15 protein-coding genes, 1 tRNA gene and 1 pseudogene are annotated in these 15,944 nt (G+C 59.7%); 2 read left to right on the plus strand and 15 right to left on the minus strand.

From position 1 onward, the window contains the following. From C1719_RS15775 to C1719_RS12650, 5 genes and pseudogenes are all read right to left on the minus strand, one after another. Positions 1-1,017, minus strand: a pseudogene (locus C1719_RS15775) (hypothetical protein); the annotation flags it as partial. A 155-nt stretch (positions 1,018-1,172) separates the two neighbouring features. Continuing rightward, positions 1,173-1,340, minus strand: coding sequence for a hypothetical protein (locus tag C1719_RS15780; RefSeq protein WP_180963593.1), 168 nt, complete (start codon positions 1,338-1,340; stop codon positions 1,173-1,175). A gap of 13 nt (positions 1,341-1,353) precedes the next feature. Then, positions 1,354-1,734 (minus strand): NifB/NifX family molybdenum-iron cluster-binding protein, encoded by a 381-nt coding sequence (locus C1719_RS12640; protein ID WP_102375437.1) that lies wholly within the window; start codon positions 1,732-1,734, stop codon positions 1,354-1,356. Between the two features lie 4 nt (positions 1,735-1,738). Continuing rightward, entirely contained in the window at positions 1,739-2,194 is a 456-nt protein-coding gene (locus tag C1719_RS12645) for a PadR family transcriptional regulator (protein WP_102375438.1), read from the minus strand. Between the two features lie 303 nt (positions 2,195-2,497). Next, positions 2,498-4,009, minus strand: a complete 1,512-nt coding sequence (locus tag C1719_RS12650) for a response regulator transcription factor (RefSeq protein WP_102375439.1) — start codon at positions 4,007-4,009, stop codon at positions 2,498-2,500. 225 nt (positions 4,010-4,234) lie between these two features. Between C1719_RS12650 and C1719_RS12655 the strand changes: the two genes are divergently transcribed. After that, positions 4,235-5,983, plus strand: coding sequence for an FAD-binding protein (locus C1719_RS12655; protein WP_102375440.1), 1,749 nt, complete (start codon positions 4,235-4,237; stop codon positions 5,981-5,983). A gap of 90 nt (positions 5,984-6,073) precedes the next feature. On the opposite strand, the gene leuB is transcribed toward C1719_RS12655, so the two are convergent. The 6 genes from leuB to C1719_RS12685 form a co-directional block, all read right to left on the minus strand. Beyond that, positions 6,074-7,180, minus strand: coding sequence for a 3-isopropylmalate dehydrogenase (gene leuB, locus C1719_RS12660; RefSeq protein ID WP_102375441.1), 1,107 nt, complete (start codon positions 7,178-7,180; stop codon positions 6,074-6,076). Positions 7,181-7,252: 72 nt separating this feature from the next. After that, positions 7,253-7,747: a 3-isopropylmalate dehydratase small subunit gene (locus C1719_RS12665; RefSeq protein WP_102375442.1), complete on the minus strand. Its 495-nt coding sequence runs from the start codon at positions 7,745-7,747 to the stop codon at positions 7,253-7,255. An 11-nt stretch (positions 7,748-7,758) separates the two neighbouring features. Then, positions 7,759-9,027 carry a 3-isopropylmalate dehydratase large subunit gene (leuC, locus tag C1719_RS12670; RefSeq protein WP_102375443.1) on the minus strand — a complete coding sequence of 423 codons (1,269 nt, stop codon included), beginning with the start codon at positions 9,025-9,027 and terminating at the stop codon, positions 7,759-7,761. Between the two features lie 222 nt (positions 9,028-9,249). Continuing rightward, a complete protein-coding gene (locus C1719_RS12675) occupies positions 9,250-9,516 on the minus strand; it encodes a hypothetical protein (RefSeq protein ID WP_180963594.1) in 267 nt (88 codons plus the stop codon). A gap of 379 nt (positions 9,517-9,895) precedes the next feature. Continuing rightward, complete coding sequence (locus C1719_RS12680) at positions 9,896-10,825, minus strand: peptidoglycan-binding domain-containing protein (RefSeq protein ID WP_342745916.1); 930 nt, start codon at positions 10,823-10,825, stop codon at positions 9,896-9,898. 83 nt (positions 10,826-10,908) lie between these two features. Continuing rightward, positions 10,909-11,958 carry a polyprenyl synthetase family protein gene (locus tag C1719_RS12685; RefSeq protein ID WP_102375444.1) on the minus strand — a complete coding sequence of 350 codons (1,050 nt, stop codon included), beginning with the start codon at positions 11,956-11,958 and terminating at the stop codon, positions 10,909-10,911. A 246-nt stretch (positions 11,959-12,204) separates the two neighbouring features. On the opposite strand from C1719_RS12685, the gene C1719_RS12690 reads away from it, so the two are divergent. After that, on the plus strand, positions 12,205-12,768 hold the full coding sequence (locus C1719_RS12690; RefSeq protein ID WP_102375445.1) for a hypothetical protein: 564 nt from the start codon (positions 12,205-12,207) through the stop codon (positions 12,766-12,768). Positions 12,769-12,778: 10 nt separating this feature from the next. On the opposite strand, the gene C1719_RS12695 is transcribed toward C1719_RS12690, so the two are convergent. The 4 genes from C1719_RS12695 to C1719_RS12715 form a co-directional block, all read right to left on the minus strand. Beyond that, positions 12,779-12,863, minus strand: a tRNA-Leu gene (locus C1719_RS12695). Positions 12,864-12,931: 68 nt separating this feature from the next. Beyond that, the gene (locus C1719_RS12700) at positions 12,932-13,879 is read right to left on the minus strand and encodes a Ppx/GppA phosphatase family protein (protein WP_102375446.1); all 948 of its coding nucleotides are present in this window, start codon (positions 13,877-13,879) and stop codon (positions 12,932-12,934) included. 31 nt (positions 13,880-13,910) lie between these two features. Beyond that, positions 13,911-14,657, minus strand: a complete 747-nt coding sequence (locus C1719_RS15785) for an FtsB family cell division protein (RefSeq protein ID WP_180963595.1) — start codon at positions 14,655-14,657, stop codon at positions 13,911-13,913. Between the two features lie 765 nt (positions 14,658-15,422). Further along, entirely contained in the window at positions 15,423-15,803 is a 381-nt protein-coding gene (locus C1719_RS12715) for a metal-dependent transcriptional regulator (RefSeq protein WP_102375449.1), read from the minus strand. Positions 15,804-15,944: the final 141 nt, after the last annotated feature.

Genomic DNA, 15,944 nt, shown 5'->3' on the forward strand with positions numbered 1-15,944 from the left:
CTCGCCCGCCGCAGCGTCCTGCGCATCGACCGGGCTCTCTGCAAGCGGCATCTGCCGAGCAACGGATTCGATCAGATAGTAATCCCATTGTCCGACCTCGGATTCCGAAGCCGCGGCAGCCCGATCACCCAACGATTCGGATACCAAGAGGAATCGGTTAAGGGCGCCCTCGAGCGCCCAAATCGTGCGACGGAACGGCGCCGCCGCTTCGTCGTCGTTTGTTCCCAGGTAGTAGGTGTCGGCATATTTTTTCGTTCGAACAAGCCGCAGAGGATCGCTCTTCGCGATGCGCTTGAGCTCGGTTGCGCGATCGCTTCCCAGCCCCGCTTCGCCGAGCCACCGGGCAAGCGCGCGCTCGATGCCGGGTGCCGTCAGCGCAGGATCGGCATCGGCGCCCGCCACAACGCCCGCTATGCGCTCGAGCGCATCGAGGGGCTTGCCCCTCTGCAACTCCTCCGATACGTTCCCGATTCCGTAAAGCGGCGGTTGGGTGCCGCAGAGCGCGGGACGGTACACGAACGCAAGGTAAAGGCGCGTTACGAACTCTTCGTACAGCAGACCTTGCCCGAACTGAGCGAAATCGAACCACGAGCCCTCGATGTAATAGCGTCCCCGCTCGAACCTGTATTCCGAGACGACATGCATCTCCCCGCTGGAATCGAGCACCTGGACGCACCCCCGCTCGACCGGCCCGCTCGGCTGGTCGGAATAGCGGGATACGGTAAGGTCGGGCGTGGTTGCGGGCGGGTACGTGATGGGTTGATTCACAGCAAACGCACGCGCGAACTTGTCGAAATAAGCGATCACGCGAAAGGTGGTTTTCCCGAGGAACTCGACGATGTATTTTTCGTCTTTGCCGGGGGCGGGCATGGCATTGCTTACCCACCCGTAGGGGTTCTGCGGCGCGAACCCCGCACACGGAGGCATTGCGCCCGGAAGCTCCCGCTTAGTCGCAAAAATCAAGCTCGCCTTGTTCGCCTCGAAGATACCGCCTGTTCTCTTGTCGTCATCGCCCATCGTTGCCGCCTTTCTGATACCGTCAAGGATACCAGAGTTGCACGCCGGAGGTTGGCGCAACGACCCTGGGACAGCCGATCACACAGCGTCCTTACACGCAAGAGCGGGCGCGATCTTCGCACCCGCCCGCTCTTGCCCGTTTGCCGTCTGACGCCCTAACCCTGCGATCGGCTCGTACCCGGAGGCGGGCAGCTCCTCAACGAAGGAGGCGTTTGCGCGGAAAGGGACGCGTCAACCATGCGCATGATCCCCGTCGCCGACGATTCCGCATCGACATCGAGGGCGTCCTCGACCGAATCGGCTTCGTTTCGTTCGTCTTCCATGACGCCCAATCGCCTAGTGGTGATGCTGACAGGTGTTCTCGACGCCCATGACGGGCACATTGCCCTGGGCGACCAACTTGGCCGCATCGCCAACGTTCGGCGTCATGTTTTCGAAGTACACGGTGATTCCCGCATCGTTGAAGCCCATGAGCGGCCTACCGCCCATGCCGGCTGCTACGATGGCATCGACGCCCTGCTCGGCCAAGAGCCCCACGGGGCGCAGGCACCCGCCCTCCTCGTGAGGGGGATTGGCGAGAATCGACGTCTCCTTTATCTCGCCGTCGACGATGTCGACGATCGTGAAGCAATCGCAATGGCCGAAGTGGCCCGACCGCTCGGCCTCCAGACCGCCCTCGCCCATCGAAGGCACCGCCAGCTTCATCGTTTCGCTCATGATCCTATCCTTCCTTTCCGGGATCCGCTCCCGTATCATCTTTCGGACCATCTGATCTCTTCTCCTCGAGATGGGTTAGCCCGTCTTCCAACATCGATGCAAGCAATCCGTCCAAGCGTTCACGGCTGCGCAGTGCGTCGATCCACTGTTCGGCGAGCTCGACGCCCTGCACGGTCAGCTCGTACTCGCGGCGACGGGGGCCCGATCCATCTTCGCACCAGCGCGACACGACCGACCCCTCTTCCTCCATGCGCCGCAGCGTGCGGTACAAGCCTCCCACATCGGCGTCCACCTCGCCATCGCTCATCTCGAGAATGGTTCGGCGAAGATCGTAGCCGTACCCGCCCGCATACAGAAGCGCAGCCAGGGCAGCGGGCTCGACAAGCGCCCCGCCTCCCCCGCCTCGGCGGCGGCAGCACGGTTTGCGGGCTTCGTTGCCCGAACAATCGCCCCTCGGCATTCGCCTTTCCTCCCGTCGCCTTGCAGCCGTCGCATCGCACGCGCTCGCTGAGCAATACCGCGCATTCGCCCGGCCGCTCGCACGCCCGACAACCCGCAGCATTGCTTTGTCGGTATCATCTATATGACGTTAACATATACCTCTGCATATATGTTGTCAACATATAATCAAGCGAGCGAGTCGAAAAGACCGGCACCCTAACCGAACGGCAGGGAGGAAAAGACGCGGGAAAGCTCGCTGGTACCGGCGACGCAGCCGATGCGACACGGAGCCGCCAGAATGCTGCGCTCGCGCATGCTCTTTTCAGGAAACAGGTTCGCTCAGTCGGGCAAGAAGCTCGTCTCGAGACCCGACTCCGAGCTTCCTGTAGATATGGCGGGTGTGGGTTTTCACGGTGTTCGACGATATGAACAAGGTTTTGGCAATATAGGTTGAACTGTGCCCGCGGGCAAGGTAGAAAAGGAGCTCTCGTTCGCGGTCGGTAAGCCCAGCTTCGCTTGAGAGGGCGTCGAGGCGCGCGCGAAACGCCTCTTCAACTACCTCGGGAACCGCCGAAGCCCCCCACCCGCTTTCTGCTTTCGTCGAAACAAGCTGTTTCCACGAAGTGTATACGAGGCTCGCGAGAACTGCGGCGAAGTACGCGTTCACCAAGACCTTGAGGATATCCGTGTTGTCGATGCCGTAATACTCGAAAACCGATTGCAAACCCATCGCCAGCAGGATGGCAAGACTCTGCAACGCCATCACGGAACCGAACACGAACGGCCGAGGGAATTCTCCCGACGATGCCACCACGACAAGCGAGCAGGCTACGAATATCGACACGAAGATGAGCGGAACGCCGACCATCGGGCCGACAAGCGCCGAAGAGCCGCTCGTGGGCGGAAGGCTGTTGAGAACCACGCATGCCGCAACGCACAAAGGGACGACCACGCGCCCCACGAGCACCGCCAAGGAGGTGCGCGGCTTTATAAAGCAGAGAAGCAAAGCCAGAGCCGCTGCGCACAGAGCGCAGACGAAGTCCACCGTCGCATCATCGTGTTTCACCATCGTACTTGAAAACACCCAGATGAACGATCCGAGCAAAGGCATCCACATGAGAGAAAGAACCGTTTCGAAGGAACGCGCGATGCCTTGCGGACTCGCAAACGGCGCCGCAGCCTGAGGCAGGCCCGATTGGCGCTCCCCTTCTCCCAAACAGCGCCGCAACCGAAACGCCAGAATCAGCGTACCGAACCCGCCGACAAACGCACATGCGGAGAAGACGATCAGGGCGATCTCTATCGGACAAAGCGATATGAGCCAAACGAGCATCGAGGCAATCGCAAAAGCGAGGGCCCCGTTGAGCATAATGGAGCGAAGCCCCATGGAAAAGCACGCCACCCACTCTACACCGAGGGGAACGAGGCTCGCACCGGCCAATCCGCCCAGCACGAGAAACAAAAGCACGCTCTGGCACGAAAACGAGATCGCAAGGGAAAACGACACGGCGGCAATTACGTAAACCGCAGCGAAAACGGCAACTCCCTTCACGCCGAATCCGCTCCACGAAGGATTCGCCGCAGAAGCCAAAGCCAAAGCAAGCGAGCCCACCAAACCCATTGCATACAGCGAAGTCATATAGGCCGAAGCGGTGCCTTCGATGCTGGAAAAGCCCTGCAGAACACTGCTCATGGAGGGACACAGAAGCACCGTGGCAAGCAACGGCGCCAAAGCAAGCAACCGCAAGCGGAACCGTCCGGGCGTGCTATCGGAAAAACGAAGCGAACCTTCGCCGCAAGCCTGTGCGCCTTTGTCGGAAAAATCGCCATCCATCAAAAAGCCCCCTCACAACCCAGCTTGCTGCTGCACGCATTGTAGCACAGGGCAGACACGGGCATGGCCGCTTGCAGAGACCTCGGCTCCTGACGCGAAAAATGATCTGATAAGGTGATCGGTCTCACCCTTTGGGGTGATGGCTCCTCTTTTCCTCGATCCCTAGACTCGAATGGCCGCCACCTTGCGGCACTCGCATTAAAAACGAAGGAGAAGGGATACATCATGAAAAAACTCTCTGATTACGCAAAGGGAGCATCGGGTATTTCACGGCGCTCGTTCATAACCGGCGCAGCGATAACCGCCGCGGGGGTTGGAACCGCCATGCTCGGCGGATGCTCGCCATCCTCTTCCGGCGGCTCGTCATCCTCAACCGGCGCTGCCGCGAATACGGCAGAGGGGGCCGATGGGTTGGCAACCAGTTCCTGGGGCGCCACGTATCCATGGCCCGCGACCCCGCCCGAAATCAATGCCGACGACATAGAGGAAGAACTGGACGCAGACGTCGCCATCGTCGGACTCGGCGTATCGGGGGTGGCGGCCTTTCGCGCCGCCGCAGAGGCCGGTGCGAAGGTCGTCGGCTTCGAGAAGGGATCGGTGCCCGGTGTTCGGTCGTCCCAATACTGCTACGTAAACGGCACCCTTACCGAGCAGCTCGGACTGGCGACCATGGATGAGGACGCCCTCATCGAAGACGAATGGAACCAGTGCTCCCAGATGACGAATTACGCCATCATACGCAACTTCATCCGCAACCAATCCGATTCGTTTGATTGGTGGGTGAACGGAGACCCCGATATGTACATCCCCGCCGCGGGCGAAACGATATCCATGATGGGATCCGACGAGCACCCCGTATCGATTTCGGCCATGGTAGACCTTTCGGTCGACTACGAACATGAACCGCAGGCAGGCTATCCCACACGCGTAGCCCTGACCGATCACGAACACGTCGTGAACGCCAACCTGCAAAAGGGAATCGATCAAGGAGGCGCCGCGTATTTCGGACATTTTGCCGAACAGCTGATCATGGACGGCGACACCTGCGTCGGCGTGTACGTTCGCAACTCCGAAAGCGGGATGTACAAAAAAGTCAACTGCGCAAAAGGGGTTGTCCTCTCCGCCGGCGGCTGCGGATCGAACGAGGACATGGTCAAGGCCTTCTACCCCGCGATGGCCGAAAACGGCAACCTGTCTGCCTGGCCGAACATGGATGTCGAAGGAAATCCGACCAATACCGGCGACGCTTACAAGATGGGGTACTGGGCAGGCGCTGCGTTCAGCCAGATGATGGCGCCGATGTGCCATGTCATGGGCGGTCCCAACGACGTTGCCGACATGGACGCATCATCGGGCCTCACATCGCCGCACCTCCGTCTCAACTACAACGGCGAGCGATTCATGAACGAAGATACCAACTGCTCCGATTGCGAACTCGTCTTCGACCGCCAACCGCAGCGAAAAGCGTTTCTCATCTTCGACGGGCACCTCGACGAGCAGGTTGGCGATTGCATTCTCGACTTCCCCACCACGCTCGCCGAGATCGATGCCAAAGTCGATGGGAAGACCGTATTCAAAGGCGATACGCTCGAAGAGCTGTTCGGAGCGATCGAGGGCATGGAGGTAGAAACCGCCCTTGCAAGCGTTGAGCGCTATAACGAGCTGTGCGCATCCGGCGTCGACGAAGACTTCGGCAAGCAAGCCAAATACTTGTTCCCCGTACAGGACGGGCCGTTCTACGCGCAGCGCATGGGCGTCGGCTTGTGTCTGACCACCATGGGAGGACTTTCTTCCGACGAGTACGCGCACGTCATCAGCACCGAGCGCAAACCCATCCCCGGTCTATACGTGTCGGGAAACTCGCAAGGCGACCGCTTTGCCGTGAAGTACCCCTTCAAGCTCTCGGGGGCAAGCCATGCCATGGCGCTGTATTACGGCAAGGTTGCCGGCGAAAACGCGGCTGCGGGAATATAGCACGGCCCGTTCGAGGGCAATATCCTACAGCAAGGGCGGAACCCGCGTGCATGCGGCTTCCGCCCTTGGCGTTTCTTGCAAAACAGCGGCTTACAACTTCGAAACCACCAGATCGCCCATTGCGACAGTGCCGACTATCTTGTCGGCGGGCGTTTCGGCGCCCGCGATATCGCCTGTCCGCCAGCCTTCATCGAGCACGGCTTCGACCGCAGCGGCAACCGCGTCGGCCGCATCCTGCATGTTGAAGCTGTAGCGAAGCATCATCTCGACCGAGAGGATCTGCGCAAGCGGGTTTGCGATGCCTTTGCCCGCAATGTCGGGGGCGCTCCCGTGACTCGGTTCGTATAGCGCCACCCCGTCGCCCAGACTCGCGCTCGCAAGCATGCCAAGCGATCCAGTGAGCATGGATGCCTCGTCGGAGAGGATATCGCCGAACATGTTCTCGGTGACCACGACGTCGAACTGCGCCGGATTGTTGATGAGCTGCATGGCCGCGTTGTCGACGAGCATGTCGGCGATCTCGACATCGGGATATTCCGCAGCGACGCGGTGCGCGACCTCGCGCCACAGGCGGCTCGTCTCGAGCACGTTCGCCTTATCGATGGAATGAACGCGGCTTCGACGCTTGCGGGCGGTTTCGAACGCGTGGTGCACGATGCGCTCGATCTCGTACTCGCGGTACTCGAGCGTGTCGTAGGCGCGCTGCCCCGCTGCGCCATCGACGCCGCAGCCCTCTTCGTCGTAGAACCGCTCGCGCGCACCGAAGTACAAGCCTCCGGTGAGCTCTCGCACGATGAGCAGATCGACGCCGTCGATGATCTCGGATTTCAGAGTCGAGGCATCGGCGAGAGCCTTGAAGATGCGCACGGGCCGCAGGTTCGCATACAGGCCAAGTTCTTTACGGATGCCGAGAAGCCCCTGTTCGGGACGCGGCTTTTCCGGATCGGTCGTATCCCACTTGGGACCGCCGACCGCTGCGAGCAGCACGGCATCGGATGCGTTGGCCGCGCGCAGCGTCTCTTCGGGCAGCGCCTCGCCCGTCTCGTCGATGGCGATGCCGCCGAGAAGCGCTTCAGTGTATTCGAACGCCGTGTCGAACTTCGCGCCCACCGCATCGAGCACCTTGACGCCCTCGGCGATGATCTCCGGTCCGATGCCGTCGCCGGGAAGCAGGCATATCTTGTAGGTTGCCGTCATTGTTTCTCCTTGCTGCGCGTTCGAGCGGGCCGCTGCAGCGCGCCCCGCTCGAACGGTTGGTTGCTTGCCGAATTACTTGCCGAGCTTCTGCTTCGTGCGGTTGATGAGGCCGCCCGCTTCGATGATCTCCTTGATGAACGGGGGGAAGGGCTGCGCCGTGAAAGTCTGGCCCGTCGTTTCGTCCACAATCACTCCCGCATCGGCATCGACGCTCACCACGTCGCCCTGGCTGATGGCGTCAACCGCTTCGGGGCACTCCATGATGGCAAGTCCCGTATTGATGGAGTTGCGGTAGAAGATGCGCGCGAAGCTCTTCGCGATAACCACATCGATGCCCGCCGCCTTAATGGCGATCGGAGCGTGTTCGCGCGACGAGCCGCAGCCGAAGTTCTCGTCGGCCACGATGATATCACCCGGTTGCACCTTGCCCACGAATTCCTTATCAAGATCCTCCAGGCAGTGTTTTGCAAGCTCGGCCGGATCAGATGTGTTCAGATAGCGCGCGGGAATGATGACGTCGGTATCGACATCGCGCCCGTAGCGGTGCGCGGTTCCTTTGAATTGCATGAGGCAGCTCCTTAATCCAGATCTTCCGGAAGACCGATATGGCCGAGTACGGCGCTCGCAGCGGCAACGGCGGGCGAAGAAAGGTACACTTCGCTCGTCGGATCGCCCATGCGGCCGACGAAGTTGCGGTTCGTGGTAGCGATGGCGCGCTCTCCCGCTGCCAGAATGCCCATATAACCGCCAAGGCACGGCCCGCAGGTCGGTGTGGAGACAGCGCAGTTCGCATCGAGGAAGATGTCGGTCAGACCCTCTTCGATGCACTGACGGTAGACCTGCTGGGTCGCAGGAATCACGATGCAGCGCACATCGGGATGCACCGTGCGGCCCTTGAACACCTCGGCAGCCTGGCGCATGTCCTCGATGCGACCGTTCGTGCACGAGCCGATAACCGCTTGATCGATCGCGATATCGCGCGCTTCGGCAGCGGGCTTCGTGTTGGAGGGTAGGTGCGGAAAGGAAACCGTCGGCACGATATCGGCGGCATCGATCTCGTAGACCTTCGCGTACACCGCATCGGGATCGGAATGGTATTCGGTGTAGGGCCGCTCGACGCGACCGTCCATGTAGGCGCGCGTGGTGTCATCGACTTCGATGAGGCCGGCTTTGCCGCCCGCCTCGATCGCCATGTTCGAGATGGACATGCGTTCTTCCATCGACATGCCCCTGATGGCGCTGCCGGTAAACTCCATCGCCTGATACAGAGCGCCGTCGACGCCGATCATGCCGATGATGTGCAGAATAACGTCTTTGCCCACAACGCCGGGGGCAAGCTCGCCTTCGATGCGGAACAAAATCGACTCGGGCACCTTGAACCACGCCTTGCCCGTCGCATAGCCCACACCCGCATCGGTCGAACCGACGCCTGTCGCGAACGCGCCGAGCGCACCATAGGTGCAGGTGTGGCTGTCGGCGCCGATGATCAAATCACCCGCACCCACAACGCCCTGCTCGGGCAGCAGCGCATGTTCCACGCCCATGCACCCGACTTCGTAGTAGTGCGTAATGCCCTGCGCTTTGGCGAAATCGCGGACAATCTTGGCCTGTTCGGCACTCTTGATATCTTTATTGGGAACGTAGTGGTCGGGTACGAGCGCGATCTTGGTCGGATCGAACACTTTGCCGGTGCCGATCTTCTCGAACTCCTTGACGGCGATCGGTGCGGTTACATCGTTGGAAAGCACCAGATCGAGATCGCATTCGATGAGCTGACCGGGCTCGACCTCTTCAAGCCCTGCGTGGGCGGCCAAGATCTTCTCTGCCATAGTCATGGGACGTGCCATTGTGTGCCACTCCTTTGTTAATGGGAAACTGGATCATTGTACCATCGCACGCAAGGAAGGCCCCGATCGGGGCCTTCCTTGCAACAAGTTATTTACAAAATCCGTATTCCGAGGCGTGATCAGGCACGGTATCGAGCAACGGAGCAGTCGCCCTTCGCGGGGCGGCGCATCCCATAGTCAATCGGCGCACGCAGGCCGACCGAGGCGCTGTCGCAAACCCGCCTACCAAGAGCTGCCGTAGTGGTATCCGCCGCCCACCGTGCCCATGGCGCCGGCAACGACAGCGGTCACCATGCCCGTGATCGCAAGGCTCAACAGGATGCCGAGCACGATCCAGATGACGAACCCGATGATGGCGAACTTGAGCGCATCGCTTTTCACCTGGGGAGCCTTATCGGCGTTGACAAGCCATGCAAGCACGATACCCGGAATGCCCATCAACGCGCCAATGACGAGCCAGCCGAACTTCATGCCGCCGGTAAGCTGCATGAGGGGCGCCGGCGCGTACACGGGCTGCTGGTAAGGCTGGCCGTAGGGTTGCTGAGGCTGGGGCTGCGGAACAGCTTGGGCATCGGCTGCGGCTGCGGCGCAGGTTGGGGCTGGGAGGCCGGCTGCGGTTCGGGCACGGGTTGGGGTGCCGGCTGAGGCTGCGGGGCATTGTTTTCTTCGGTCATAGGAAACCCTTTCTCGATCGGTCGTTCTGTTTGCCCGGCCTCGATGAGCATGGAAAGCCGGGCAAGCAGAACGCATCGCCCGCAAGGCGGGCCATCGTACATGCTATGCAGTATAGGAAACGGCGGCGAAGCGCGGCGAAAAGCGTCAACGAACCGATGATTGCCTTACGGTTTCCCCGCAAACGCTAGCGGCGTCAGTGCTGCGAGAGCGCCGTACACAGGGCATCGAGCAACGTGATCGCGAAATGCTGGGCCGAACGACCTGCCCCCGCCTCTTCCCAAACGGTGCCGGGAAGCTCCACCGCTACGCGTGCAGGGTGCATGGAGGCGGCGTCGATCGCCGAAACGAGACGCAGGGCAAGCGTCGCGTCGTCTTCGTAGGCAACGCGGGGAACGCTTTCCGCAGTCTGTTCCTCGGGCAACACGATGTGCACGAGCAGCATCGACTCATCGGGAGCCACCAGCAGCGTATCGGCCGAAAGTATCTTCGATGCCGGGTTGGTAGCCAAGGCGAGGTTCGACATGCGCGATGCGACGCTGCGAGTGAACTCCTGCGTACCGAACAGGCAGAGCGCATTGCGTTCGAGCACATCGGCAGCGCGAGCGAAGCCGAGGTACCCCGCCGCCGGGGATGCCTCTTTGCCCACCCAGGAATGTTGCAGGTTGTGGATCGCGGCATATGTCATGGCGCCGGCTATTCCATCGGAAGGAAGGCCGAGATTGAGTTGGAATTTACGCAACGCGAGTTCGGTGTAGGCCCCGAAGATGCCGTCGAACGCTCCGCATGCGAAGCCGAGCGCACCGAGCGCCTGTTGCAGTTGCAGCACATCGTTGCCGTGAAAATAAGGCATCCGAAGATACAGCGTGCGGTCGCCCAGACAGAACGTGGCATCGACGAGGGCCGCCCATACCTTTTCGTTCACTTCGTCTAAAGCGCCCAGATCGTTGCGTTTGCAAAACGTGAGAACGGCCATGGCGGTCGCCTCGTCAAAGGTGCCCGTTACCTGGCTTTCGTCGAGGATGCCCAACAGGGAAAGACGGTGTTGCACGTCTTCGACTGCCGCCCCGGTATCTTGTCTGCGAATCGTATCCATGGCGGTATTGTAGCGCAGCGCAAATGCCAAGCTGCTCGCGTTCACAAATCGGTTAGAAAACTATTGCGAGACCGACGCAAATCGCACATGCGGTTCGGGCCGCCGCAAAACCGCTACTTCAAACGGTTGACGAACCAATCGGCCATCGAAACGAGCAGGTCGCGCGAAGGCGAGGGCTTGACCATATCGGTAAGGCGATTCTTCGCGATGCTCGTCAGGTTTTCCGCATAGTTGCGCGCGTACTCCACGCTGCCCGATTCCTCCATGATGGCAACCGCCTCCGCCAACACAGCCGGATCCTTCTCCTTGGAGGAAAGAATCTCGATGAGCCGATCGCGATCGGGCGAATTCTGCAGGGCGTGCACGACGATGAGCGTGCGCTTGCCCTCGGTGATGTCGTTGCGGAAATCCTTCTTCATGCTCTCTTCGGAGCCGATGAGGTTCAGCAGGTCGTCTTGGATCTGGAATGCGAGACCCGTATCGAGCCCGTAGTTTCGCAGCGCTTCGATTTCGGCTTCGGTGCCGCCGCCGATGATGGCGCCGACCGCCAACGGAACCGCGCCCGAATAGTGGGCGGTCTTATGCGTTGCCATGACGAGGTAATCCTCGGGTGTGATATCGTAGCGCCCGTCGCGCGCCCATCCGATATCGAGCGCTTGGCCCTCGATCGTGTGCTGCGTCATATTGACGAGCTCGGTCACCACGCGCACCTTCGTCGCATCATCAAGCAGCGGATCGTTCATAACCGTGCCGTTGACGAGCGACAATGCAAGATCACCTGCATTGATGGCAAGGCCGATGCCCTCGGTAAGGTGCATGCAGGGCTCGCCGCGGCGAAGCTCCGCCTCATCGGCTATATCGTCATGGATGAGCGCCGCGGTATGGAAATGCTCGATGGCGGCTGCGGCGGATGTTGCACGGGGCATATCGCCTCCCACCGCCTGGCAAGCCGCAAAGCAGATGAGGGGGCGATGGCGCTTGCCGCCGTTTTTGCTGTAGGCAAGCAGCGGCTTGTACAGATAACGCTCCATATCGGGATGCGTGCCCTCGGGAATGTACGAGTTGACCAATTCGCCGACTTGCTCCGCGTAGGAAATGAGGTATTCTTCGAAAGTTTCGGGTTGCTTCTGCACCGATGCCACAATCTCGTTGATGTTGTTCATGGAAGCTTTCTTATCCGTCTTCGTTCGCATACTTCACGAAATGGTACCACAAGTACTGCGCCGCGAAAGAAACAGCGACCGTTCGTGTCGTTTTTTCCGTTTTTCGTTAACGATCCGTCAGGAATCGCCCATAGCTTGCGCCATCCGTCACGAGTTGCCTCCACCCCGTGGCTCGATGCCGTCCCATCGAATGGCGGCAATGCGGTAAACTCGTTTTGCCGCCTAAAAACACGGGAGACAAACGCCATGAACGCACAAGAGTTCTTCAAATCGTTTCTGGAAGCGCTTGAAACGCGACGCGACGAATGCGTACGCGACTACCGAAACAGCGAAGCTTTCACAAAGACGATCTCTTCGGTGATCGAGGATTCCCTGAAGGCCCGAGAGGCCGAAGAGATCGGAATAAGCCGCGAGTACTACAGAATCGACGTCGTTTCATGGAGAGGCCGTTCGGAAGAAATCAAGGAGAAGGCCCCTTATGGCTTTCGACCGTATCTCTGGGACTTGGAAGCAGCCGTCGAACACGAAAACCACGACGAACATTGGATGGACGAAGTGGTCAAACTTGCCCACATCAATTGTCCGCTTCGAGTTGTGATCGGATACGTGCCCGTCGGAAAAGAGCATGGCGAGTATACCGACTTCGCATCTCTTACACTGAGAATGCTGCGGTGCGAGCAAAGACCCGACAGCGAATACTTGCTCATTCTCGGGAATTCGAAACCGGCAACCGAGAAAGACTACTTCCACTACCAGCCGTATCTCTTTGACGGCAACGCGTTTGAGCTGCAAGCAGACTGGCTTGCATGAATCAACTTATTGGTAGGGGCGAAGGGACTCGAACCCTTAAGACCGAAGTCGGCGGATTTTAAGTCCGCTGCGTATGCCAATTCCGCCACGCCCCCCTGTCGCTGCAAGCCGCGCCGCATCGAACGTGCATCATGATAGCAAAAGACGGCGATCTGCGCTGCGGCTATTTCCCGTTTCTGGCGGCATCGAGAATGATGCCCTGCAGGATGTCGGTTTCGCTCACCGTGAACTCGCCCACGCCCGCAAGCTCCATCACGGTTTCCATGATGAGCATGCCCGCAACGATAACGCTCGCACGCCCCGGATCGAGCCCCACGATCCGCTTGCGCTCGGCAAGGTTGACCGAACGAAGCTGCGCGTACACATCTTCAAGCGTGGCGGCATCCACCGCAGTCTTGTGCACGCGCGCGCTGTCGTACACCTTCATATGCTCATGGATCGAAACCACGCTCGTCGCCGTACCCGCCACAGCCACCATGCGCTTCGGCGCGAAGCCGGTTTGCCGAAGTTCGGCGAACTTCGGCTCCATGGCTTGCCGCGTCCATTCTTTTGCCACGGCAAGCTCGCCGGCAGCCGGAGGATCGCTCGCAAGGAACTTCTCGGTAACACGACGGCAGCCTATATCGAACGAGTGCTTGAAAACAGGCTCTTTTCCTCCTGTGCCTGCGATGATCTCGGTCGATCCTCCGCCGATATCGACGACGAGGAGATCTTCGCCGATAAAATCGCTCGACGCTCCGAGAAACGAAAGCGCCGCCTCCCGCTCTCCCGGTATCACCGTCAAACCGATCCCGATCCCGTCGAGCATCGAAACGAACTCCCCGGCGTTCGCCGCATCCCTCGACGCGGAAGTCGCCAGAGCGATGATGTCGATCGAAGGATGCTCGGGAGTCCTGTACTCATCGATGATTCCGAGAAATCGCCTCATCTGGATGGCAACGCGCTCCATGGCTTCGGGCTTGAGCACGCCCGTCGCATCGACTCCCTCGCCAAGATTGGTGATTGCGACCTCACGGTGCAACTCGACCAACCCCTGCTCGCCTGCATCCGCCAAAAGAAGGCGGCACGTAACCGTGCCGATGTCGATGGCGGCATACCGTTTTGTGCGCATGGGCTAATCCTTATCGATTGTACAACGGACGCTATTCGACGCCGAACACCAGATCCAGCACCGGAGAATACCAGGTTTCGGGAGCCTCGACGCTTCCGGGAGTAATGGCTTTATTATACGCCGAGTCATCCTCGTAGGTATCGAGCCCGTACACGTTGGCGGCGTTTTCGCCCTCTTTGACCCAACCGAATTCCTTACGCGCGCGGTCTTCGATGCCCGCTTCGGTCGTCAAATTGTCAACCTCCGCCTGAATGGTTGCGTTGCGCTGCTGCAAAGCCTCGTATTCGGCCTCGAGCTGATCGTGCTCGCGAACCGTCGTGTAATACTGCTTGGCCGTCGGATAGAGGAACACGCAGGAAAGCACCAAGCATGCGGCAACCATGAGACATGCAACGAACTTCGGAGAACGAGGGTTGAGGCTTATGCCCGAAAAGCGCTTCTTCGAGGCGCCCATGGACTGCCCGGGGTTGCCCTGCATGCGCGTCGCCTGCTTGTGCTTGCGGCCCATCTCGCCCTTGTAGAGTGCCGCACGCGTTCCGCCCGAAGTCGATTCTGCCGAATCTCCGCTGCCGAACTGCCTGGTAAACGCCTTTCCGGCCTTATTCTTGGCGGCGTTGCGCTTCATTCTCTCAATGCGAGATTGCTTGGTTTCAAACTCCTCTTCAATCTCATCGTCGCCGCGCCCGTCGTAAGACGAAAGGGCGGCCGAACGGGGCGCTGCACCTCGATTCGCAGCCGAAGCACGCGGCATCGACAAGCGCTTTTTGGAACCGCCCATAGATTCCTGGCGGTTCTTCGCAGAACGCGAAGGGGCCTTCGCCTCCTTCTGGGACGAACGGGAGGCCGTCTTAGATCGAGCGGGCGCTTTGGTCTTCGCAGCGGATTTCGCCGACTTGGACGCGGGCTTCGACCCCGACCTATCGGATCTCGGCTTCGCCTTGGCGCCCGCCGCGCTGGAAACCTTCGCACTTCTTCCACCCGTACCTCGGTTCGATCCCTTCGAAGTCAAAGGCTGGGATGCGGTTTTCGCTGACGGACGTTTTCCCGTTGCCCTTTTGGGTGCAGCAACAGACGGACGGGTGGATCCCGACACGGTTTTCGCCTCGTCAAACGAGACTATCTTCGCTTGTCCAGCCAACGGTATTCCGCTCCCCTCAGCATCTTGTTTCGTTTGCGGTGTGTTCAATGCTAGAAGCTGAACGCAGGATACCATATTTCAGATACTGACGCCATGCAAGATCGGTAATATGCGCATCTTGTCAACAGGGCGTTTCCGTACGGGAAAAGCCCCCGAAAAACCCCGGCGAACGCAGGCAACCTGCGCGAGCTTGGCGAGAAAGGCAAAATAGAGCTCGTCGGAGCCTTGAAAGGCTATCTCGGCGTGGCAGGAATGATCGTCTTCAAAACCGAAACGGGGAAGAGGCCCGAAGCTTTGCGAACGAGAATCGTTGGCGGTCGGCGGATACGCGACGTGCAAACTTCGCGACATGCAGCCCGCCAACAAAGAGAACAGCCACCCGCCGTAGCCGTCGGCAAGACTCGCCTACACGTCGAGCTTCTTGATGAACGCAGCCCATTTCTCGAAGGAATCATCGCTGATGGCGTGTTCCATCTGACAGGCTTCCTCTGCCGCGATTTCGGGATCTATCCCCAAGTTCTTAGTGAGGAACTTCAGCAGCAACTCGTGGCGGCCGAGAACAGAGGTACCGTATTCGTAGCCTTCCTCAGTTAAGGTTATATCGCCGTAATACGGCTGGTCAACGAGATGCTTTTCCTTGAGCGAAGAAACCGCTTTGTTGACAGACGCCTTCGAGACGCCCATCTTCGCAGCGATATCGACCGATCGCACGGATTGCTCGGTAGTTCCTCCGAGCATGACGATGGCCTCAAGATAATCCTCGTGTGACATAGAGATTTTTTCCACGAACGCCTCCTTACGCGCTTGTCCTATTGTACTACACATGCAAGGGGTTTAAGAGAGAGGAGAGCGGCGGGGGAAGGGGGGGTTTCCCGCCCCAAAAAAGGGTGGGGGGTTCTTTTACACATTCAAATGTGTATAAAAAAC

This window comes from Raoultibacter massiliensis, assembly GCF_900199545.1.
GTDB lineage: Bacteria > Actinomycetota > Coriobacteriia > Coriobacteriales > Eggerthellaceae > Raoultibacter > Raoultibacter massiliensis.